General features: G+C 60.8%; 19 protein-coding genes and 1 pseudogene. 9 read left to right on the top strand and 11 right to left on the bottom strand.

Annotated elements, in window-relative coordinates; all coding sequences use genetic code 11:
- Positions 1-25 precede the first annotated feature (25 nt).
- Positions 26-463, bottom strand: coding sequence for a RidA family protein (locus L5014_RS18000; RefSeq protein WP_238465096.1), 438 nt, complete (start codon positions 461-463; stop codon positions 26-28).
- Between the two features lie 31 nt (positions 464-494).
- Positions 495-1,844 (bottom strand): flavin-containing monooxygenase, encoded by a 1,350-nt coding sequence (locus L5014_RS17995; protein WP_238465095.1) that lies wholly within the window; start codon positions 1,842-1,844, stop codon positions 495-497.
- A gap of 216 nt (positions 1,845-2,060) precedes the next feature.
- Between L5014_RS17995 and L5014_RS17990 the strand changes: the two genes are divergently transcribed.
- The 6 genes from L5014_RS17990 to L5014_RS17965 all read left to right on the top strand — a co-directional run bounded on the left by L5014_RS17990 (position 2,061) and on the right by L5014_RS17965 (position 8,771).
- Complete coding sequence (locus tag L5014_RS17990; protein WP_238465094.1) at positions 2,061-2,987, top strand: LysR family transcriptional regulator; 927 nt, start codon at positions 2,061-2,063, stop codon at positions 2,985-2,987.
- 175 nt (positions 2,988-3,162) lie between these two features.
- Positions 3,163-4,311 carry an SRPBCC family protein gene (locus tag L5014_RS17985; protein WP_238465093.1) on the top strand — a complete coding sequence of 383 codons (1,149 nt, stop codon included), beginning with the start codon at positions 3,163-3,165 and terminating at the stop codon, positions 4,309-4,311.
- Between the two features lie 29 nt (positions 4,312-4,340).
- A complete protein-coding gene (locus L5014_RS17980) occupies positions 4,341-5,570 on the top strand; it encodes an ABC transporter ATP-binding protein (protein WP_238465092.1) in 1,230 nt (409 codons plus the stop codon).
- A gap of 1 nt (position 5,571) precedes the next feature.
- Positions 5,572-6,618, top strand: a complete 1,047-nt coding sequence (locus L5014_RS17975) for a polyamine ABC transporter substrate-binding protein (protein ID WP_238465091.1) — start codon at positions 5,572-5,574, stop codon at positions 6,616-6,618.
- Positions 6,619-6,680: 62 nt separating this feature from the next.
- Entirely contained in the window at positions 6,681-7,928 is a 1,248-nt protein-coding gene (locus L5014_RS17970) for an ABC transporter permease (protein WP_238465090.1), read from the top strand.
- A gap of 15 nt (positions 7,929-7,943) precedes the next feature.
- Positions 7,944-8,771: an ABC transporter permease gene (locus L5014_RS17965; protein WP_238465089.1), complete on the top strand. Its 828-nt coding sequence runs from the start codon at positions 7,944-7,946 to the stop codon at positions 8,769-8,771.
- A 25-nt stretch (positions 8,772-8,796) separates the two neighbouring features.
- On the opposite strand, the gene L5014_RS17960 is transcribed toward L5014_RS17965, so the two are convergent.
- Positions 8,797-9,714: a LysR family transcriptional regulator gene (locus tag L5014_RS17960; protein WP_238465088.1), complete on the bottom strand. Its 918-nt coding sequence runs from the start codon at positions 9,712-9,714 to the stop codon at positions 8,797-8,799.
- Positions 9,715-9,920: 206 nt separating this feature from the next.
- Between L5014_RS17960 and L5014_RS17955 the strand changes: the two genes are divergently transcribed.
- Entirely contained in the window at positions 9,921-11,072 is a 1,152-nt protein-coding gene (locus tag L5014_RS17955) for an aromatic ring-hydroxylating oxygenase subunit alpha (protein WP_238465087.1), read from the top strand.
- Between the two features lie 39 nt (positions 11,073-11,111).
- On the opposite strand, the gene L5014_RS17950 is transcribed toward L5014_RS17955, so the two are convergent.
- The 3 genes from L5014_RS17950 to L5014_RS17940 form a co-directional block, all read right to left on the bottom strand.
- Positions 11,112-11,903 carry a phytanoyl-CoA dioxygenase family protein gene (locus tag L5014_RS17950; RefSeq protein ID WP_238465086.1) on the bottom strand — a complete coding sequence of 264 codons (792 nt, stop codon included), beginning with the start codon at positions 11,901-11,903 and terminating at the stop codon, positions 11,112-11,114.
- A 118-nt stretch (positions 11,904-12,021) separates the two neighbouring features.
- On the bottom strand, positions 12,022-12,765 hold the full coding sequence (locus L5014_RS17945) for an LrgB family protein (RefSeq protein ID WP_238465212.1): 744 nt from the start codon (positions 12,763-12,765) through the stop codon (positions 12,022-12,024).
- Entirely contained in the window at positions 12,765-13,133 is a 369-nt protein-coding gene (locus L5014_RS17940) for a CidA/LrgA family protein (protein ID WP_238465085.1), read from the bottom strand. The genes L5014_RS17945 and L5014_RS17940 overlap by 1 nt, the downstream gene beginning before the upstream one ends.
- A gap of 329 nt (positions 13,134-13,462) precedes the next feature.
- Here L5014_RS17940 and L5014_RS17935 point away from each other — a divergent pair, with 329 nt between their 5' ends.
- Together L5014_RS17935 and galE are read left to right on the top strand one after the other, a co-directional pair.
- Entirely contained in the window at positions 13,463-14,581 is a 1,119-nt protein-coding gene (locus L5014_RS17935; protein WP_274389417.1) for a glycosyltransferase family 4 protein, read from the top strand.
- Between the two features lie 28 nt (positions 14,582-14,609).
- The gene (gene galE / locus L5014_RS17930) at positions 14,610-15,641 is read left to right on the top strand and encodes a UDP-glucose 4-epimerase GalE (protein ID WP_238465083.1); all 1,032 of its coding nucleotides are present in this window, start codon (positions 14,610-14,612) and stop codon (positions 15,639-15,641) included.
- 62 nt (positions 15,642-15,703) lie between these two features.
- Here the strand turns inward: galE and L5014_RS17925 are convergent, their stop codons facing one another.
- From L5014_RS17925 to L5014_RS17905, 5 genes and pseudogenes are all read right to left on the bottom strand, one after another.
- On the bottom strand, positions 15,704-17,587 hold the full coding sequence (locus L5014_RS17925; RefSeq protein ID WP_238465082.1) for a polysaccharide biosynthesis protein: 1,884 nt from the start codon (positions 17,585-17,587) through the stop codon (positions 15,704-15,706).
- Positions 17,588-17,599: 12 nt separating this feature from the next.
- Positions 17,600-18,601, bottom strand: coding sequence for an MraY family glycosyltransferase (locus L5014_RS17920; RefSeq protein WP_238465211.1), 1,002 nt, complete (start codon positions 18,599-18,601; stop codon positions 17,600-17,602).
- Positions 18,602-18,639: 38 nt separating this feature from the next.
- Complete coding sequence (locus L5014_RS17915) at positions 18,640-19,596, bottom strand: NAD-dependent epimerase/dehydratase family protein (RefSeq protein WP_238465081.1); 957 nt, start codon at positions 19,594-19,596, stop codon at positions 18,640-18,642.
- Complete coding sequence (locus L5014_RS17910; RefSeq protein ID WP_238465210.1) at positions 19,593-20,429, bottom strand: glycosyltransferase family 2 protein; 837 nt, start codon at positions 20,427-20,429, stop codon at positions 19,593-19,595. The genes L5014_RS17915 and L5014_RS17910 overlap by 4 nt, the downstream gene beginning before the upstream one ends.
- Positions 20,430-20,587: 158 nt before the next feature.
- Positions 20,588-21,076: pseudogene (locus tag L5014_RS17905) on the bottom strand (SIS domain-containing protein); the annotation flags it as partial.
- Positions 21,077-21,151: the final 75 nt, after the last annotated feature.

Raw genomic sequence — 21,151 nt, 5'->3', positions numbered from 1 at the left:
TCCTTTAACACCCCTTTAACGTCTTTCAGTCCTGCGGCTGCCCCCATCCATCGGGAATGACGGCGATCACGTCGATTTCCATCAGCCATTCCGGCTGCCCCAGCGCCACGACGGTAAGACCGGTGGAAATGGGAAACACGCCCTTGAGCCATTTGCCGACTTCGCGATACACGGGCTCGCGAAAGCGCACGTCGGTGAGATAGGTCGTCGTCTTGACGACATGCGAGAGATCGCTGCCCGCCTCTTCGAGCAACTGCTTCACGTTCTTCATTGCCTGCTCGGCCTGCGCGCGCGGATCGCCGAGACCAACGAGGTTGCCGTCGAAGTCCGTGCCGATCTGGCCGCGCACATAGACGGTATTGCCGGCACGCACGGCCTGGCAAAGATCGTTGTCGAGCGATTGATTGGGGTACGTATCCTTGGTGTTGAACATGCGGATACGGGTATGCGTAGGTTGACTCATCGATGCACCTTGATACTGGATAGGTTTGAAATCAGTTCACGCCCAACTCGCTGACCTTGCCCACGCGCGATTCGTCAGGCGCGCTCTCGACGCTTTCGACGCGCTTGTCTTCCACGTGCCGTTGCGGCGTATCGTAATGGGTGAGGTATTTGCGCTGCGTGACGATGTGATCGGCAATGTGTTTCGCGTCGTGCCACACACCCCAGATAAACGCGGAGCCACGGCGCGAAAGCCACGGCAGGCCGAGGAAATAGATGCCTGGCTCCTTCGCGACGCCGCGCTGGTGTTTCGGCTTGCCCTTCTCGTCGAACGTATCGACTTTCAGCCAGTTGAAGTCGACGGCATAACCCGTGGCCCAGATAATCGACGTCACGCCGGCCTTCACCAGATCGAGTTCGGAAAGCGGATGCGTCATGCATTCCGGATCGGAGCCGATGATGCGCGCTTCGGGTTCCTCAGGAAGGTCCAGGCCATTGCGGCGTGCATAGGCATCGGCCGCATCTAGCAGTGACAGATAGTTTTCATCGCCGCGACGGATGTTATCGGCGAGATCGGCTTCGAACGTGACGGTCGTATCGTTGAACGATTTCGTCAGGCCGACGAGCGTGATGCCCTGATACGCGAGACGCCTGAAGTCGACCGTATGCCCGCCGCGCGCGCCGCTCACCGCGATCGTCACGTGCTCGCGGCCTGGCTTCATGACTTCCGCGTCCCATTCGCCGAGCACGCCGAGCCACCAGCAGAAGTCGCGTCCGCGATACCCGCGCGGCGGACGATCGTGCGCGCCGACCGACAAATAAACGCGCCGGCCCGAACGCTGCAATTCATCGGCGATCTGCACGCCCGACGACCCCGCGCCGACCACCAGCACGCCGCCTTCGGGCAATTGCTGCGGATTGCGATAGTCGGCGGAATGAATCTGCGTGATTCGATCCGGGCCTGGCGCAATCGGCGGAATCACGGGCCGCTGAAACGGCCCGGTCGCGACAACGACGCGCTGCGCTTCGATCGTTCCATCCGATGTCTCGACGGTAAAGCCGGGCCGCCCGACATTGCGCACGACCTTCTTCACTTCGACGCCGGTGCGAATCGGCGCGTCGAACTTCTTCGCGTAGGCAACAAAATAGTCTGCGATCTGCTCCTTGCCCGGAAAGCCGTCGGGATCGAAATCGGCGAATTCGAGGTTAGGAAAACGGTCGTGCCAGGCAGGTCCATTGGCCACGAGCGAGTCCCATCGCCCGGTTCGCCAGCGCTCGGCAATGCGATCGCGCTCGAGCACGATATGCGGGACGCCGAGCTTGCCCAGGTGTTCGCTCATGGCGATGCCAGCTTGCCCTGCGCCCACAACGAGCGTGTCCGTTGCCTTTATTTCGACTGTCATGGCTGAGTCCTTCGAAGAAGCAATGTTCGGTGTGCTTGCGTCGGCCTCGCGCGGCCTCCAGACACCCTGCGTGATCTTTCGGATAGGAATCTACGCCCGCTTGCAGAATCCGAAAAATATATTAAAAAAATGCAGAGCATCGGATTCACCTATGCAGTGAATTTTGATCACTTCACAATGCGATCCATCTGAGGACGTCATTCCGGAGCGGAGCATATGGAAAGTCAGCCGTTGCGTTACTCACTGCGCCAGTTGCGGTACTTCGTGGTGACTGCCGAAATCTTGTCTTTCACCGCCGCTGCGAAGCGGCTGCATATTTCGCAGCCGTCCATCTCGACCGCTCTCGCCGATCTCGAGATCTCGTTCGGCGTGCAACTGTTCATCCGGCATCACGCGAGCGGCCTGTCGCTTACTCAGGCGGGGCGCGATCTTCTCGGCCAGGCACGCAATCTCCTGAAGATTGCGGAAGAACTGCAGACGACCGCCACCGAAATGGACGGCGGCATGACGGGTTCGATTGCGCTCGGCTGCCTCGTTTCTCTGGCGCCGCCGCTAATGCCGGGGCTCATCAGCCGTTTTACGAGCGAGCATAGCGGCATCAGCTTTCGCACCGTCGAGGCGCATCAGGACGAGCTAATAAAAGGCCTGCACGACGGTTCGCTCGACCTCGTGCTCACCTATAGTCTCGACCTGACCGAAGACATCGCGTTTACCCCGCTGCTCCCCTTGCCGCCTTACGCGATCCTGCCCGCCACGCATCGGCTCGCTCGCGCGCGCAAAGTGTCGTTGCAGGATTTGATCGACGAACCCTATGTGATGCTGGATCTGCCGCACAGCCGGGACTATTTCGCCGCGCTCTTCGATGCCGTCGGCAGCCGGCCTGTGCCGGCTTTTCGTTCGTCCCAGCCCGAAGTGGTGCGGGGGATGGTCGCCAACGGGCTTGGCTACAGCATCCTGAACTTCCCGCTGAGTTCGACGCGAACCGTCGACGGCAGCGAGTTCGTGATCAAGCGCTTCAGGGACAACGTCAACGCGACAACGCTCGGGATCGCCCAATCGAAAACGATGAAGGCGCGGCAGGTGGTGTCCCGATTCTCAGCCTTTAGCGAAAGCTATATACGCCGCCTGAAGCTCGATACGTAACCGTCCATCGCAACGGCGCGGGCGTTCTTCGCGGGCTGCATAGCCAAATCCTTTCTTTAGTATCCGAAAACAATATTTTGACTGGTAATTTGGCTTGGTAGATTAACTGTCAGGCGAGGCGATTAAAGCGCAAACCTTCCCGTAGCGCGAACGCACTCGACATCAGGAGCGCCTCATGGAAAACCCCACCGTGCAAACGGCAACCCATGCTTTGGTCGACGCGCTTGTGACCGGCTGCGAGCGACCATTCAGCGATGCGCGCTCGATGCCGCCTGGCGTGTACACATCGCCCGAGTTCCTGGCGCTCGAAGAGCGCGCGATCTTTGCGAAGGAATGGCAATGCGTGGGGCGTGCGAGCGCGCTGAAGGCGCCCGGCGATTATCTGAGCGCGAACATCGCGACTCAACCGATCGTTGTGGTGCGCGACGAGAAGATGGCGCTGCGCGCAATGTCGAATGTGTGCCTGCATCGCATGTCCGTTCTGCTCGAAGGCCGAGGAAACATAAGACGGATCGTCTGCCCGTATCACGCGTGGAATTATGGACTCGACGGCGCATTGAAGGGCGCGCCTTTGATGGACCAGCAAGCGGGCTTCTGCAAGGAGAGCTACCAGTTGCCGGCGATCCGCTGCGAAGAATGGCAAGGCTGGATCTACGTGACGCTCGATCAGCATGCACAGCCCGTTAATCAGCAACTCGCGCAACTGGGGGAGTTGATTGGCGCATACGGCATGACGGACTACGTCGAGACTTTCTATGAAGAACACGTCTGGGATACCAACTGGAAAATCCTCGCCGAGAACTTCATGGAAAGCTATCACCTGCCGATGTTGCATCGCGCCACGGTCGGGCCGCATTCCAGACTCGAAGAGATGGAGTGCCCGCCGGGTTATCCCGCGTTCAACTATCACTGGATCACGAAGGAAGCATCGCTTCCCATCGGGAATGCCCATCCCGACAATAACCGCCTGACCGGACACTGGCGCAAGACCACCGCGTTGCTCGCAATCTATCCGACGCATCTCATCACGCTGACGCCGGGTTACTTCTGGTATCTGGTGTTGCAGCCGCAAGGCGTCGGCCGCGTGCATATCCGCTTCGGTGGCGGTCTTGCGCCCGAATTTATCGCCGACCCCGAAGCCAATGCGCACATGGCGACGCTCAAGACATTGCTCGACGAAGTGAATGCGGAGGACAAGCGCGGCGTGGAAGCCGTGTTTCGCGGTGTGCATGCCCCGCTTGCGAAGCCCGGCCACCTGAGCCACCTCGAACGCCCGAACTTTGACTTCGCCCGTTATCTCGCGTCGAAGCTCACTGCGCGTTAATCGAAGCCCCCCGACAGGACGCTATCACGATGTCTAACCCATCCTTCATTTCGTTCTCAGGTGTGAGCAAGTCGTACGACGGCGCGAATTACGTCGTCGACGATTTGAACCTTGATGTGCGAAAGGGCGAGTTTCTGTCGCTGCTTGGCCCGTCGGGTTCGGGCAAAACGACCACGCTCATGATGCTTGCGGGCTTCGAGTCGCCCACGCAAGGCGAAATACGCCTCGACGGAAAGCGTCTCGACGACAAGCCTCCGCATCAGCGTGACATCGGCATGGTGTTTCAAAACTACGCGCTCTTTCCGCATCTCACGATTGCCGAGAACGTCGCCTTTCCCTTATCCGTGCGACGTGTGAGCCGCGCGGACCAGAAAGTGCGCGTGAAGCGTGCGCTGGAGATGATCGAGTTGCCGCATCTGGCAAACCGGCGTCCAGCGCAACTCTCGGGCGGACAACAGCAGCGCGTGGCGCTGGCGCGCGCACTCGTCTTCGAACCCAGCGTCGTTTTGATGGACGAGCCGCTCGGCGCGCTCGACAAGCGGCTGCGCGAAACCATGCAGTACGAAATCATGCGACTGCATCGCGAACTGTCGCTCACCATCGTTTACGTGACGCACGATCAGGCGGAGGCGCTGACCATGTCGGATCGGGTCGCCGTCTTTTCCGATGGACGCATTCAGCAGGCCGCGACGCCCACCGAGCTTTATGAAAACGCGCGCAACGCCTTCGTCGCGAACTTCGTGGGCGAGAACAACGGCCTGCGCGGGCGCGTCGTGACGGTGAAGGACAACTGGGCGACCTTGATGCTCGCCGATGGCAGCATCATTCGTGGCCGCTGCGAGCAAGACCTGAGCGAAGGAAACGAGGCGATGCTCGCCTTGCGGCCCGAGCGCGCGCATATTCATGGCGCCGAGCGAACACAGGCCAATGCACAGGCCAATGCACAGGCCTACATGCAGGCCGACACGCAAGCCCATACGCAGAGCAACGTCGTGCGCGCCAGGGTGCAGGAACTCGTGTATTGCGGCGATCATCATCGAGTGCATTTGACGCTCGGCTCGCGCGACGCGCTCGTTGTGAAGGTCCCCAACACGCAACGCCACAGCTTGCCTGCGGCCGGCGACACCATCGAGGTGGCCTGGCGCCACGACGACTGCAAGATTCTCGCTTCGAGCGTACCTCGCAGCGCCCCCGCAGTGCCTCCCCCAGCATCGCCCTCACCTTCCATCATCTCGACCGCACCCGCAGGAGCCAACTGATATGCGCACTCACATCAAAGCACAATGCGCCGCACTCGCTGTAGTCGCCTTCGCTACTGTTTCGGCGCAGGCTGCGCAGACGCTCAATGTCGTCACCTTCGGCGGCGCCTATGAGGCGGCGGCGAAGAAGGCCTATTTCGGTCCGTTCACGCAATCCACTGGCGTCAATTTTTCGCTGGAATCGTATGACGGTGGCCTCGCAAAGCTTTCGGCGATGGAGCAGGCGAAGAACACAACTTGGGATCTCATCGATCTCGAGAGCAATGACGCGATCACGGCCTGCGATGAAGGGCTCCTCAAGAAGTTCGACAAGAAGAGCCTCGGCAATACGAGCGACTTCATTCCGGGGTCCATCAGCGACTGCGCGGTGGCGAGCATGGTGTGGTCCACGGTCTACGCCTACGATGCGAGCAAGCTCAAGACACCGCCGCAAACCATCAGCGACTTCTTCGACTTGAAGAAGTTTCCCGGCAAGCGGGGCTTGCGCAAGTCGCCGAAAGGTTCGATGGAATGGGCGCTCATTGCCGATGGCGTAGATCCGAAAGACGTCTACAAGGTTCTCGGAACGCCAGCGGGCGTTGATCGCGCATTCAAGAAGCTCGACACGATCAAGAAGAACATCGTGTGGTGGGAGTCCGGCGCGCAGGCGCCTCAACTGCTCGCCGATGGCGCCGTCGTGATGACGCAGGCGTACAACGGCCGAATCGACGATGCCGCGAAGAAAGACCAGAAGCCCTTCAAGATCGTCTGGGATGCGCAAGTCTACGACTATGAATGGTGGGGCATTCCGGCAGGCGCAAAGCACGCCGACGAGGCGGCGAAGTTCATCGCTTTCGCATCGCAGCCGAAAGCCTATGCCGACCTTTCGAAGTACATCGCGTACGCGCCGCCGCGCAAGGACGCGATCGCACTCGTCGACAAACAACGGCTCGCCGATCTGCCGACCGCGCCGGATAACTTCAAGCGCGCGATCCAGATCAATTCGACCTTCTGGGCCGATAACGCCGACGAGATCAACAAGCGCTTCCAGGTTTGGCTGACGCAGTAACACTCCGCAGTAATACTCCCATCGAAAGAGAGCCCGCTGTGACCGCGACTACCCATAAGCCCATGACGGCCAGTTCTCCGGCCACGGGCTCTCCGACGAGAGCCGTCGGCCGCGCGTCTTATCAAAAGGCGCAACGCCGTGCTTCGATTCGAGCGCTGATGCTGGCGCTTCCGCTGATCGTATTCCTGCTGTCGACGTTCATTGCGCCCATTGCGCTTTTGCTCGCGCGCAGCGTGCAGAACAGCGAAGTGCCCGACAGCATGCCCGCGCTTTCCCGCACACTCGATGCCTGGGATGGCCATGGCGTGCCCGATGAACATACGTTCGCCCTGCTCGCATCCGGAATCAAGGATGCACAGCAAAGCGGAGAACTCGGCGCCGTCGCAAGGCGCATGAACTTCGCGCAACCGGAATTCCGCAGCCTGTTGTTGAAAACGGCACGTGGCGTTCGTCACGATGCGCCTCCCGCGTGGAAACCGGCGCTGATCGAAATCGATGAACGGTGGAACTCGCCTGAGACATGGCGCTTGCTCAAGCGTGCCGCTACGTCGCCGACGCCCGACTATCTGTTGAACGCCGTGGACGCGAAGGTGACGCCGCAAGGCTCGATCGTCTCCCTGCCCGCGAACGCCACGGTCTATCGCGAGGCGTTCTTGCGCACGATCTCGATCAGCGTCACCGTCACCTTGCTTTGCTTGCTGCTCGGTTATCCCGTTGCGTGGCTGCTCGCGAATCTGCCCGAGAAAAGCAGCAGCCGACTGATGCTGTTTGTCATCGTGCCGTTCTGGACCTCGCTGCTGGTGCGAACGACGGCGTGGTACGTGCTCCTGCAACCGGGCGGTATCGTCAACAGCGTGCTGATGAGTCTCGGCATCGTGACGCATCCCGTACCGCTCGTTTTCAATCGCACTGGCGTGTTGATCGGCATGACGCACGTGCTGCTGCCATACATGATTCTCGCGATTTTCTCGGTGATGAAAGGCGTTTCGCCCGTGTATCTGCGCGCCGCGAAGTCGCTGGGCGCTCACCCATTCACGGCTTTCGTGCGCGTCTATATTCCCCAAACTTTGCCAGGCGTTGGAGCAGGCTGCTTCCTGGTGTTCGTGCTGGCCCTCGGCTACTACATCACGCCTGCCCTGCTCGGCGGCGCGGGCGACGAGATGATCAGCCAGCTCATCGCGAACCAGACGAACACACAGCTCAACTGGGGACTCGCGGGCGCGCTATCGGCCTATCTCGTGATCTTTACGGCGATTTTCTATTTCATCTTCAACCGCATCGTCGGCATCGACCGTTTGCGGTTTGGTTGAGACACAGGAACGACCATGCAAGACAAACGCAATACGGTACTAACGGAGCGCGTCGCTTTCCGCTGGGCACGCGTGCATTGCGCGCTCGTTCTGTTCTTTCTGGTCGCGCCGATTCTCGCGCTCATTCCGCTTTCGTTCAACTCCGGCTCGTACTTTTCATATCCGCTGCAAGGATTCTCGCTGCGCTGGTATGAACAGGCGCTCACGAGCCCGGACTGGCAACTTGCGCTTTTGAACAGTGTCGGGATAGGCGCTGCGTCCACGCTGATTGCAACCTGTCTCGGGACGCTGGCAGCGCTCGGCCTCTCGCGCACGCAGTTTCCACTGCGCTCGATCGTCATGCCGATCATCATCTCGCCGATGATCGTGCCAATTGTCGTGGTCGCGGCCGGCTTCTATCTTGTGTTCGCTCCGCTTGGGCTCGTGAATTCGTACCCCGGTGTCATTCTTGCGCACGCCGCGCTCGGCACGCCGTTTGTCGTCATCACGGTGACGGCGTCGCTGCTGTCTTTCGATCAGAGCCTGCTGCGCGCAGCGTCCGGGCTGGGCGCACCGCCATGGGTCGCGTTCAGGCGCGTGACGCTGCCGATGATCACGCCCGCCGTAGCGACGGGAAGCGTCTTCGCCTTTGCAACTTCGTTCGATGAAGTGATCGTTATTCTGTTTATCGGCGGCCCCAATCAGAAGACCGTTCCACGACAGATGTGGAGCGGCATCAGGGACTCCATCGATCCATCGATTCTGGCCGTGGCGACCATGCTGATTGTGTTCGCTGTGGTGTTATTCATGAGCATCAACTGGCTGCGGAGCCGCGCCGCAGCCGCGAGTCAGGCGCTGATCTGATTCGGCGGAAGACGGGCGAACAGACTCAGGAATGGGACATCGAGCGGAATCGAGTCTCGGTGTACTCGAGGAACAATCGAGCGGGCACGGTCAGTTGATTCCGCTTCAGCCACGCAGCCACGAGGCCCGAACAGGCAACTGACTCCGCGATCTCGACCGCAACGACTTCGTGCCCGTCATAGGTCGTCGGCGCGTGCGGCCGCGTGACCAGAAGGGAATATCCGAATCCCTGCCCCACCATACCGCGAACCAGTTCCAGCGAGGGTGAACTGAACCCTACTTTCGGGCTCAGTCCATAAGGTTCAAACAGGCCGACAAAATAGTCTCTGCTCGGTGCGACATCGAGCAGAATCAATGGCTCGTCACACAGGTCGAAGAGACTGACCTTATCGGCACCACCAAGCCGATGTGTCGCTGGCAACAAGACATACGGCGGTTGCCCCGACGTCAATTGGTGAGTAGAGAGCGTCTCGTCGAGTCCCAGGTCGTACACCACGACAAGATCGAATCGACCTTTCTCGAGCCCTTGCAGAAGCTCATCCTGATCTCCATCCCGTACCTTGATTTCAATGCCGGGATAAAGCGTATTGAAGCCGCGAATCAAACTCGGAAGATACAGCGGCGCGAATGTCTCGAAACACCCGATATCGACTCGGCCGGATGAAACGTCTCCATCAGCAAGCGCGTTTTGCTCGAACTCGTGCACCGACTGAAGCAGCGCTTTTGCGCGCTCATAGAATCTCGTGCCGGCCGGAGTCAGTGAAATACCCTGCGCATGATGCCGGATGATGAGCTGTGTGCCGAAACCCTCTTCGAGACTCTTGATGGCAACCGATATCGCCGGCTGCGCGATAAAGAGCTTTCGTGAGGCCTCCGCGACGCTCCCGTAGTCCACCGTGGCAACGAAGTACTTCAGTTGGCGCAACGTGAATGGAGGTGACATACGCGCTCGCTGTGTATGTGCTCAAACCATGAATGATAACGGTGGCCGAACTATTTCGGTTGCCCCACGTATTCACCTTTTTTCTGAGGCAATCCTGCATAGCGAAAAGCTGGGGAGCGCATTGAAAAACAATGGTTTCCTCGATGTTTTAACCCGTTTATTTTATGAGTTATCGGCGCTCGGCCGGGTCAGGAGATTGAATAGTGATGAATGCGCCAGCAGTTCTACCTACCGATATGCTTGCGCCGGGCGACCGGGCTCTGCTGGACAGACTGTCGACGTTGTCGTGCTCGCCCGATCGGGCCACTCACGGCATGCCAGGAGCGTTCTATACCTCTGCTCACTTCGCTGAACTCGAACGACAACGCGTCTTTCGACAGACCTGGGTTTGCGTCGGCCACGTCGGCGAAATTCCTGATGCAGGCGACTACTACACGACTGAAATAGTCGGAGAACCCCTGCTGGTTCAGCTCGACGCGCAGGGCGAAATTCATGTGCTCGCGAACGTGTGCCGGCATCGCGGCAACCTGGTTGCGCTCGGCCGCGGCAATGCCCGGGTGCACGCGTGCGCATATCACGCGTGGAGCTATGAGCTCAACGGCAAGCTCAAACGCGCTCCGCTGATGCAAGATTGCAAGGATCTCGATGCCGCGCGATGCGCGCTGCCAAAAATCCATTCAACGATCTGGCAGAACTTCATCTTCGCGAACATCGACGGTAACGCACCGCCGCTCGGCGATGTGCTTCGTCCTCTCGAGGCCCATATCCGCAACTATCACCACGAGGATCGCGAGCTTTACCACTTCCAGGAGGAAGTTTGGAACACGAACTGGAAATGCCTGGCGGAGAACTTCATGGAGGGCTATCACCTGAACGCCACCCATCCGCGAACCTTGAGGCCGGTGACGCCAACCGAACTGTGCGAATACGTGCCCGGAAACGGTCACTTCTCGGCCTATCGCGCGCATTACACGCTCGACTCGCCTCAGCGCACGCCGTTTCACGAAAAACTCACGCAGATCGAACGGCGATCCAGTTTTCTTTTCAGTGTATTTCCCAACCTCGTCGTCACGTATATGCCTCATCAGACGATCTATCTTTGTCTGAGGCCAGTGGCAACCGATCAGGTCGCGTTGAGGTGGGGTATCGCCGGACACGAGCGCAGCCCGGGTAAGGACAGCATCGAACGATACGTTGCGTTCGCCAACGCGTTCAATGCCGAAGATCGCGCAAAGCTGGAGACGCTGCAGAAGGGACTCGGCTCGACCTTCTATTCACCCGGGCCACTTTCAACTGAGAATCTGGAAGGCACGCTACGCGACTTTTATAGCTACATAGCTCATCGGATCTGTGACTGATTCCGAATAGGCCTTCCGTCACTTTCACGCTGAACACGATCAGACGACGAACGGAAATTCCTCTTCCGGCAGCGGATCGCCCGGAGCGAGTCGATCGGCCAGATGGCGGTACGGCGGCGAAGTCTCGCCGCCTCTGTCGACATACACGGCATTGTCGCCGAGCCAGCGAAACGACACCACGCGTCGGGAAACGGACCCCGACCGATTTCCCGGCGCACCGTGCACCGTGAGATAGTTAAAAGCCACTGCGTCACCGGGCTCCAGATCCCAGCCAAGAATTTCGTAATTGCTACGATGAGCGTCGATGTCCGGCATTTCTTCCAGTCCGTCTGTATTACGGTCGTATGCGACACCCGTGAATTTCCTCGGCCGAAAGAGCTTTCCCCAACGATGCGAGCCGGCGACGAATTCGAGCGTGGTTTCGCGCGGCACGGGATCGAGCGGCACCCACATGCTCACCGACTGCTCGGCGCTCACGCAATAGTAGGGTTCGTCGTGATGCCAGGGCGTGATCTTGTCCGCGCCCGCCTCCTTGACGAGAACGTGCTCGTGAAAGATTCGCGCACGCTTTGACGCCATCAACGCTCTTGCGATGCTTGCCGCCGGGCTTTCCTCGACGAACCGGCGAAATGGCTCGATACGCTGCCAGTTGCAATAGTCTCCAAAGAACCGCCCTGACGACGTGCCCTTGGTGTAGTCGCGAAAATCGGGTCCAGGGTGCTTTTCGTTGAAGTCCACGCCGTCGCGTAAAACGTCCACCCAATCAGTGAACACGCCCCGCAAAACGGTCACTCCATCGCGTGCAAATGCTTCTCGCTCGGCGCTCGGCATGCTCGTCTCCTTTCAGTTCGGTGGTGTAGAGCGAGAATGACACGACGTAGAGCTTCGCGAAATTAACAAAATCCTATAACCGAACCAGCAAAGTCTTATGGCCTTGTTTCGTGCCGCTCTATAACCACCGTAGAAGCACGGGCAGCAACACCGGCACGACGAACGCCGTGAACACACCATTCAGGCCCATGCCGAGACCCGAGAACGCGCCCATCTCCTCGCTCACCTGAAACGCCCGCGCAGTGCCAATGCCGTGCGACGCCACGCCAATCGCAAAACCGCGTACCTCCGTCTCACGCACGCGCACGATATCGAGAATCCAGCGCGCGCTCACGGCGCCGAACACACCCGTCGAAATCACGAGCACGGCAGTGAGCGAGGGAATCCCGCCCACCTTCTCGGCGACGGCCATGGCGATGGGCGTCGTGACCGACTTCGGCGCAAGCGAGGCCAGCGTTTGATGCGAGGCGCCAAAAAGCCTGGCAATGCCGACCGCCGAAACGATCGCCGTGAGCGAGCCGGCCACGAGCCCACCCAAGAGCGGCAGCGCACCGCGCTTGAGCTTGTCCCACTGCCGGTACAGCGGCAACGCAAGCGCGACCGTCGCTGGCCCGAGCAAGAAGTGGACGAACTGCGCGCCCTCGAAATAAGTGTGATACGGCGTGTTGGTGATCTTCAACGCGGCAACGACGATCGCCACCGCGATCAACACGGGGTTGGCGAGCGGATTGTGCTTCGCGCGGGCGTAGATGCTCAGCGCAATCAGATACGCGACCAGGGTGACCGTGAGGCCGAGCAGCGGCGAAGCGGCAAGATAGACCCAGATGGCATCGAGCTTCGCCAACGGCAGGTGCGAATTCATCATGCGCCCTCCCCGGCGTTCTCGCGGCCACGCTGACGCCGCAGCAATGCGCGCGTGACGAGCGCAGTGACCGCGATGCCGAGCGTCGTGCTCACGACGAGGCTCGCGATCACGGCGAGCGCCTCGCCGCGCACGGCCTGCGCGGAAACCATGATGCCCACGCCCGCGGGAATGAAGAGCAGCGAGAGATGGCGCAGCAACTCGAGCGCGGTGGGCTCGATTGCCTCGGCCGCAGCGGGCCGGAACATCGCGAACGCGAACAGCAACAGCATGCCGATCACGGGACCGGGAACGGGCAGCGAGAGAACGTAGGAAACGCTCTCGCCGAGGCACTGGAAGATCAGTAAGGCGGCTAGGGAACGGAGCATGGCTGGGATTCAGCGAAAAAATGGCGCGCGACGGCGGTCCGCGCGGCCGGCAGTGTAGCCGAGGAGGAGCAAATGCGCAGGGTAGCGGCCAATCTGCCGGATCGGCCGCATTGGCCGAGGGAAGGCGCTATGGGGTCGTTATGGGGTCATGGGGCTACGGCGAAACGCATCCAGGCTCGGCTAAAATATAGCCCCGTCGGCGCAGCACGCAGCACCGACGCCCCCGCTTTCTCCACCTATCGACGCTCATCAGCGACCAGGCCTTCGTGAATTCCCCCGCTGCTCCAACCTCGCTTGTCCCGCGTGAAGCCCCGCCCCACCGGCTCTCGTTGCACGTCGCCCTCGTCTGCAACACCGCGTGGGCGATCTATACCTACCGTCAGGGCTTCCTGCGCGCACTCAACGCAGCGGGCGCGCAAGTCACGGTGATCGCGCCGCGCGACCGCACGTTCGAGCCGCTTGAAGCGATGGGCTGCAATTGCGTCGATCTGCCGGTTGCCTCGAAGGGCACGAATCCGCTCGACGACCTGCGCACGCTGCTCGCCCTCTTCAAGCACTATCGCGCGCTCAAGCCCGACGTCGTGTTCCATTACACGATCAAGCCGAATATCTACGGCTCGGTCGCGGCTTGGCTGGCGCGCGTGCAATCGGTTGCGGTCACAACCGGTCTCGGTTACGTATTTATCCAGAAGAGCCGCGCGGCACAGGTCGCCAAGCGCCTCTACCGCTTCGCCTTCCGCTTTCCGCGCGAAGTCTGGTTCCTGAACCGCGATGACGAAACCGCCTTCCGGCAGGAAAACCTGCTCGTGCATCCCGAACGCGCGCGCCTGCTGCATGGCGAAGGCGTCGATCTGGACGAATTCGCCTTTACACCGCTGCCCGAGCGCGACGAGTTCGCGTTCGTGCTGATCGGCCGGCTGCTGTGGGACAAGGGCGTGGGCGAATATGTCGAGGCCGCCCGGCAGTTGCGTGCGCGCTATCCGCATGCGCGGTTTCGCCTGCTTGGCCCGGTGGGCGCCGACAACCCGAGCGCCATTACGCGTGAGGAAGTGGCCGCGTGGGAGCGCGAAGGCGTGATCGAATATCTGGGCGAGACCGCCGACGTGCGTCCCTATATCGCCGATGCGGACTGTGTCGTCCTGCCGTCGTACCGCGAGGGCGTGCCGCGCACGCTGATGGAGGCGAGCGCAATGGGCCGCCCGATCGTGGCCACCGACGTGCCCGGCTGCCGCGAAGTGGTGTCGGATGGCGAGAACGGACTGCTTTGCGCGGCACGCGATGCAGCGTCGCTTGCGGACGCGCTTTCTCGCATGCTCGATATGGCCCCAACAGCGCGCGCTGCCATGGCCGAGCGGGGCCGGAAAAAAATTGCGAAAGAATTCGACGAACGGGTTGTGGTACAACGCTACCGGGAACTGATCCGGGAGTTGACCGGATTGACGTTTTGAACAATTAGGGATGACACGGGAATATCGAATGGCAGCAACGAACTCCAAAGGCACGATCCTCGTTACGGGCGGCGCGGGCTACATTGGCTCGCACACCTGCGTCGAGCTCCTCAACGACGGCTACGACGTAGTCGCGGTCGACAATCTCGTCAACAGCCGCCAGGAATCGCTTGCGCGCGTCACGCAGATCACCGGCAAGCCGGTCGCGTTCTATGAAGCCGATGTGCGCGACACACAAGCCCTCACGCGTATTTTTGAAGCCCATAAGATCACGGGCGTGATCCACTTCGCGGCGCTCAAGGCCGTGGGTGAATCGGTCGCCAAGCCCATCGAGTACTACCGCAACAACGTCGACGGCCTGCTCGTCGTGCTCGACGTCATGCGCCAGTACGACGTCAAGCAGTTCGTGTTCAGTTCGTCCGCAACCGTGTATGGCGTGCCCGAGCGCTCACCCATCGACGAGACATTCCCGCTTTCGGCAACGAACCCGTATGGTCAGTCCAAGCTGATCGCCGAACAGATCCTGCGCGATGTCGAAATCTCGGACCCAACGTGGCGTATTGCGGTGCTGCGCTATTTCAACCCGGTGGGCGCGCATGAGAGCGGTCTAATCGGCGAAGATCCGGCCGGTGTGCCGAACAACCTCATGCCTTATGTCGCGCAGGTGGCGGTGGGCAAACTCGAGAAACTGCGCGTGTTCGGCGGCGATTATCCGACGCCGGATGGGACCGGCGTGCGCGACTATATTCACGTGGTCGATCTGGCGCAGGGGCACCTCAAGGCGCTGGATGCGCTGGTTTCGCTCGAGAAGGGCTTTGTAGTGAATCTCGGCACCGGCCAGGGCTACAGCGTGATCGAAGTCGTGAAGGCATTCGAGAAGGCTTCGGGCCGTCCTGTCCCGTACGAAATCGTCGCGCGTCGGCCTGGCGATATCGCGGAATGCTATGCGAATCCCGTGAACGCGGAAAAGCTCATTGGGTGGAAGGCGCAGTTCGGAATCGAGCGCATGTGCGTCGATCACTGGCGCTGGCAGGAGAGGAATCCGAGGGGGTTCAAGTAAGGCAGAAGGGGCGGCGCCAGACGCCGCTCAGCACGCGAGGACAGACTGTCCTCGCATTCGCCTTAGCCGGCCGCTCGCGCCGGCGCCCCACCTACGCTCTGCAGCTTAGGCGCGCTAGACGGCTGATATTCCGGCACCCAGCGGCGCAAATCCCGGCGCACTTCATCATCGGTGGGCACTCGGTGCTGCATCAACCAGGGCAGCAAATCATCAAGCAAGTTTTCAGGCACTTCACGCGCACGCGCAATACGAAGCTTCGGATGCGGGGTACGTGTCGTGGTTTCATCGTCGGCGAGTAGCTCTTCATACAGCTTCTCGCCGGGACGCAAGCCCGTGAAAGCGATGCGGATGTGCTCTTCCGTGAAGCCATACAAGCGGATCAAGTCGCGAGCAAGATCGACGATCTTGACCGGCTTGCCCATGTCGAGAATGAAGATCTCGCCACCGTGCCCCATGCTCGAAGCCTGTAGCACGAGTTGAGAAGCCTCGGGAATCGTCATGAAGAAGCGCGTGATCTCCGGATGCGTGACCGTCACCGGCCCGCCCTTCGCGATCTGCTGCTGGAATTTTGGAATCACACTGCCCGCGCTGCCCAGCACATTGCCAAAGCGCACGGTCTCGAACTGGGTACGCTCGCTCGTCTGCTGCATGGCCTGGCAGGCCATCTCCGCCAGACGCTTGCTCGCGCCCATCACGTTCGTCGGATTGACAGCCTTATCGGTCGAAATGAGGACGAAATGCCGGACCTGGTGCTTGATTGCCGCCCGCGCCACGCGATACGTGCCCAGCACGTTGTTGCGGATCGCCTGCCACGCGTTGAGCTCTTCCATCAGCGGCACGTGCTTGTATGCCGCCGCGTGGAACACGATGTACGGCGTGTAGCGCGCCATCACCTGATCGAGCAGCAACGCGTCCTTCGCGTCGCCGATGATGGGCATCACGGAAAGCTCTGGGAAGCGCTCGCGAATTTCCTCCGTGAGCCGGTACATCGCGTATTCGGACAGATCGAGCGCGACGAGTTGCGCGGGCGCGAAACGCAGAATCTGGCGACACAACTCCGAGCCAATCGAGCCGCCCGCCCCTGTCACCATGACCACTCGCCCGCTCAAGAGAGCCTCGACGTGTGGCGTATCGATGTTGACCGCATCGCGGCCAAGCAGGTCTTCGAGATCGATGTTGCGGACCTGCGAAAGAAACCCCTGACCAGGCGTAAGTTCTGTCAATGCGGGCAGCATCAACGCATTCACGCCAGCGCGCAGGCATTGCGAGGCGACATGGCGCTGCACCTCAGCCGACGCGGAAGGAATGGCGATGATGGCAAACTCGCAGCGCAGCGTAGCGGCCCAGTGCTCGATGTCGCTAATTGGACCAAGCACCTTGTAACCGTAAATCTCGCGCCCCTTCTTGGCCGGATCGTCGTCGAGCAGGCCCACGAGGCGCCACTCCGCCGAGCGCGACAACTCACGCGCGAGACTCGCGCCGGCCCCACCCGCGCCCACGACGATCACAGGTTTGCCTTGCGCAACGAGGCCACCGTACAGATAAAACTCTTTGGTCGCGCGATAGAGAGCGCGCGCGCCGCCCATGACGAAAAAGAGCAGCAGCGGCGAGACGATCAGCACCGAGCGCGGAATGATTGGCGACGGCTGCAGCATGACCGACGCCACCATCACGATGAGCGCAGCCGAGACGATCGCCTTCGAAATGCGCATCAGATCGGGCAGGCTCGCGAAAACCCACATGCCGCGATACAGCCCGAAAATGCGGAACATGATGGCGTAGACGGGCAATACCCAGATCAGATTTTCGATGGCGCCGTGCCAGAACTCAGTCGGGACGGATGCGTTGAAGCGCAGCAGATAGGCCGTCAGCCATGCAGCGGCCACCGCGCCGATATCGAAGAAAAAGGCGCTGAATGAGAGCCAGGAGGCTTTATTGCGGAGCATCAGCATTCGACCTCAGGGTTGTCTGGTGAGAGACTGAAAATGGCGCCAGCGCACGTCAATTGCCGCGCCCATCAGAACAAGAACGACAGCCCAACCTGCAACGATCCCCCACTGCAGGGCCGTTGATAATGCCAAGGCCCAAAGAGCAAGTATTATGCCGGCAAACATGACCAGATACCATGTCAGTGCCGTTGCTGCATGCCCGGTCCCAAGACGAACCATGCGTTGATAGTAATGTTCGCGATGCGCTTGCCAAAATTTTTCGCCGCGCAGGAGCCGCCGGATCAACGTCACCGATGCATCGCCAATAAAGGGCGCGAACACGAGCGCCGGAAACCAGACCGGCCAGGCGCCGCCGCGCCAGCCCCAGTAGCCCAGCGCGCCGGCCAGAAAGCCCGAGGGGATCGATCCGGCATCGCCGAGAAAAATCTTTGCGGGGTGGAAATTAAAAAGTAAAAATCCGGCTGCCGCACCCGCTACGGCGGCACAAGCCCAACTCAACTCACGCATCGGCGCCGGCCCAAACAGCGCCGCGACCGCGTACGCGCCGAAGCCGAACAGCGCCATGCCGCCGGCAAGGCCGTCCGAACCATCCATGAAATTGTAAAGATTGACTAGCCACAGCATCAAAAATACCAATCCGGCGAGACACCACCAGGGGACCGGAGCCGGATAGACAACGATCACCGCCATGACGGCCACGAAGTGCGCCGCAAAACGCACGCGCGCGGGCAAGCCACGACGGTCGTCGATCTGCGAAACCGCGGCCAGAAAAGCAACGCCAACGGCGATCAGCCACATTGATGGGGCCAGAATCAAGATCGCCAGCACGATCACGGGCATCATGCCCCAACCACCAACACGCGGTGTCGGTCGCTCGTGAAGGGAACGTTCGTTCGGAATATCGGTGGCGAGACGCCAGGCGAGACCCGTCTTCAGCAGTACGCCTAGCACCGCCGCGCATAAGGCGGCGCACGTGACTGCGGTTACGGCGGCGCACAAGGATATCGACATCGGGGCCTGCAACATCTGCTTCAGCGCTCTTCGTTGGTTCAATGGGTGGAGCGGTACCAGCGCGCCGTCGCGGCCAGTCCTTCGTCCAATGTGTAAGGGCCTGTCCAGCCGAGCGTCTCGCGAAGGCGCGAATCGTCGACTCTCAAGCTTTGGGTCAGCCGGTCTATTTGCGCGCCACGCCCCGTCAGCGCGCCGGCCGCGCGCAACAATGATACCGGTACCGGCAGGAGCCGCGCGGGACGGTCCAGATGGCGTCCCAGCGCGCGCAGCAGCCCGGCCACCGATGGATCCTGATCGTCGCGAACGTAGAAACAGGCGTTCGCAGCACGCGGGTCGACGGCGCAGCGCATGAGCGCATCGGCGAGGTTTTCGACGTAGACGAGGCTGCGCCGCGCGTCGACTGCTCCGAGCGGTAGCGGCAGACGCCGCCATAACGCGTTCATCATCTGCAGGAAATTCGCGCCGACTTCGGGACCATATACGAGCGGTGGCCGCACGATCACGATTTCGAGACCGCTCTGTTCGCCATATTGCCAGAGTGTCTCCTCCGCCAGCAGCTTCGAGAGGCCATACGCATCATCAGGAGTCGCCGGCATGGACTCGGCAAGCGGCACGCCACCATCGAACTCGGCCGCCGCTTTCACGCTGCTCACGAACACCATACGCCGTGCACCGCGCTCGCGAGCGGCACGCGCCACTCGCAATACGCCTTCGACGTTAGTGGCGCGAAAGGCGGCGAATGGGTCGGCCGCCGTGTCGTTCATCACGTGCACGCGCGCCGCGAGATGCACGACGCAGTCAGGTACGAGCTCGCGCGGCCATGCCTCGGCGAGGCCTGCGAAGTCCGCCCCGTCATGATTCCATTCGCGCGCTGCCTCAGTGGACGTGCCGTGACGACGTACAAGCGCCGTCACGTCGTGGCCGTTGGCCATCAATGTGCGGCATACCGAGCGGCCAACGAAGCCGTTGGCGCCTGTGACCAGAATGCTGCTCAAAGCCACTTCCATCCGAAACGGTTGAAGAACTTGAAAGCGGATGCCGCGAACATGCGGATGTGCTCGAAGCCCTTTCGCGAAGCGCCGCCGCCGTGATGGAGCACGCGCACCGCGGGCACGTAGACAACGCGTGCCACATCGTGAGCCCGCAGGCTCAAATCATAATCCTCGAAGTAGAGGAAATAGCGGGGGTCGAATCCCTCGAGCTTTTCCAGGACGTCCGATCTGAACAGCATGAAACAGCCGCTCACGATTGGCGGATCCCAAACCGTGTCACTACCGTTGATCTGGGCGCGCATTTCATAACGCGCGAGCCGGCGCGCGAACGGGCGCCGTGTCGATGCGGGTAGAAAGCCGCGCACAAACAGGTCGATCAGGGTCGGGTATTGGCGACAGAGGAATTGCATCTCCCCCTTATCGTCGAATATGGCAGGAGTAAGCAAACCTGCGTCGGGGTGCGACTCCATGAATTCAATCGCCATAGCCAGCGCGTCTGGATTCATGTCGATATCGGGATTGAGGATCAGGTGATAGCGACCTAGAGGCTGCGTAATCGCGAGATTGTGTCCACGCCCGTAACCGACATTGCCATGCCCCTCGATCAACGTGTGACCGACTCCGGCACGCTCAAGCGTTTCGAGGCTTTCGCCCATATCGGGCAAGCCGCCGTTATCGATCAGGTAGAGATGGAACGCCTGCTCTTTACCCGCCGCAAGCGCATCACTGGCAGCTGCGAGGCTCGCCAGCGTGCGAGCCAGCAACGTCCGATCGGGCCGGAATACGACCACGGATATTGAAACTTCGAAAGAATTGCCGCCTGACACTGCGTTCATTGTCGTCCGATGGCGCTCCAGACTGGAAGCCGATAATGATGGATTGGCTGAAGACATCGGGCTCCATTTTGGCACCGTCGGTGACGGGCGACCATAGTATGTCCTGCGCAGCGACCGCTAATTCAAACGAAGGCGCTTACTCCACCCTTACTCCCCCCTTATTCCACCGTCACCGACTTCGCGAGATTACGCGGCTTGTCCACATCCGTGCCGCGTGTGCAGGCCGTGTGATACGCGAGCATCTGCAGCGGCACCACATGCAGGATCGGCGAGAGCAGCCCATAGTGCTCCGGCATGCGGATCACGTGAATGCCCTCCTCGCTCGCGATATGCGTGTCCGCGTCGGCGAACACATAGAGCTGGCCGCCACGCGCGCGCACTTCCTGCATGTTCGACTTGAGCTTCTCCAGCAGCGCGTCGTTCGGTGCGACCGTCACCACCGGCATGGCTTCCGTCACCAGCGCGAGCGGCCCGTGCTTCAGTTCACCCGCCGGATACGCCTCGGCGTGGATATACGAGATTTCCTTGAGCTTGAGCGCGCCTTCGAGTGCGATCGGGTAGTGCAGCCCGCGCCCGAGGAACAGCGCGTTTTCCTTGCGCGCGAATTCCTGCGACCACGCAATGATCTGCGGCTCCAGCGCCAGCACGCCACCGCACGACCGCGACCTCGGCGTCTAGTAACGCACCAGCGTCCTTAAGCGCGCGTTCCTTTTGCGCGACAA

Origin of the sequence: Paraburkholderia tagetis, from assembly GCF_022213065.1 — a bacterium.
Lineage (GTDB): Bacteria > Pseudomonadota > Gammaproteobacteria > Burkholderiales > Burkholderiaceae > Paraburkholderia > Paraburkholderia tagetis.
Note: the sequence above shows the minus strand (reverse complement) of the source record. Positions and strands in the feature narration are given on the sequence as shown.

Excerpts from the sequence above, each read along its gene's own strand:
- L5014_RS18000 (WP_238465096.1), bottom strand. The coding sequence starts at position 463 with ATGAGTCAACCTACGCATACCCGTATCCGCATGTTCAACACCAAGGAT.
- L5014_RS17995 (WP_238465095.1), bottom strand. The coding sequence starts at position 1,844 with ATGACAGTCGAAATAAAGGCAACGGACACGCTCGTTGTGGGCGCAGGG.
- L5014_RS17990 (WP_238465094.1), top strand. The coding sequence starts at position 2,061 with ATGGAAAGTCAGCCGTTGCGTTACTCACTGCGCCAGTTGCGGTACTTC.
- L5014_RS17985 (WP_238465093.1), top strand. The coding sequence starts at position 3,163 with ATGGAAAACCCCACCGTGCAAACGGCAACCCATGCTTTGGTCGACGCG.
- L5014_RS17980 (WP_238465092.1), top strand. The coding sequence starts at position 4,341 with ATGTCTAACCCATCCTTCATTTCGTTCTCAGGTGTGAGCAAGTCGTAC.
- L5014_RS17975 (WP_238465091.1), top strand. The coding sequence starts at position 5,572 with ATGCGCACTCACATCAAAGCACAATGCGCCGCACTCGCTGTAGTCGCC.
- L5014_RS17970 (WP_238465090.1), top strand. The coding sequence starts at position 6,681 with ATGACGGCCAGTTCTCCGGCCACGGGCTCTCCGACGAGAGCCGTCGGC.
- L5014_RS17965 (WP_238465089.1), top strand. The coding sequence starts at position 7,944 with ATGCAAGACAAACGCAATACGGTACTAACGGAGCGCGTCGCTTTCCGC.
- L5014_RS17960 (WP_238465088.1), bottom strand. The coding sequence starts at position 9,714 with ATGTCACCTCCATTCACGTTGCGCCAACTGAAGTACTTCGTTGCCACG.
- L5014_RS17955 (WP_238465087.1), top strand. The coding sequence starts at position 9,921 with ATGAATGCGCCAGCAGTTCTACCTACCGATATGCTTGCGCCGGGCGAC.
- L5014_RS17950 (WP_238465086.1), bottom strand. The coding sequence starts at position 11,903 with ATGCCGAGCGCCGAGCGAGAAGCATTTGCACGCGATGGAGTGACCGTT.
- L5014_RS17945 (WP_238465212.1), bottom strand. The coding sequence starts at position 12,765 with ATGAATTCGCACCTGCCGTTGGCGAAGCTCGATGCCATCTGGGTCTAT.
- L5014_RS17940 (WP_238465085.1), bottom strand. The coding sequence starts at position 13,133 with ATGCTCCGTTCCCTAGCCGCCTTACTGATCTTCCAGTGCCTCGGCGAG.
- galE (WP_238465083.1), top strand. The coding sequence starts at position 14,610 with ATGGCAGCAACGAACTCCAAAGGCACGATCCTCGTTACGGGCGGCGCG.
- L5014_RS17925 (WP_238465082.1), bottom strand. The coding sequence starts at position 17,587 with ATGCTCCGCAATAAAGCCTCCTGGCTCTCATTCAGCGCCTTTTTCTTC.
- L5014_RS17920 (WP_238465211.1), bottom strand. The coding sequence starts at position 18,601 with ATGTCGATATCCTTGTGCGCCGCCGTAACCGCAGTCACGTGCGCCGCC.
- L5014_RS17910 (WP_238465210.1), bottom strand. The coding sequence starts at position 20,429 with ATGAACGCAGTGTCAGGCGGCAATTCTTTCGAAGTTTCAATATCCGTG.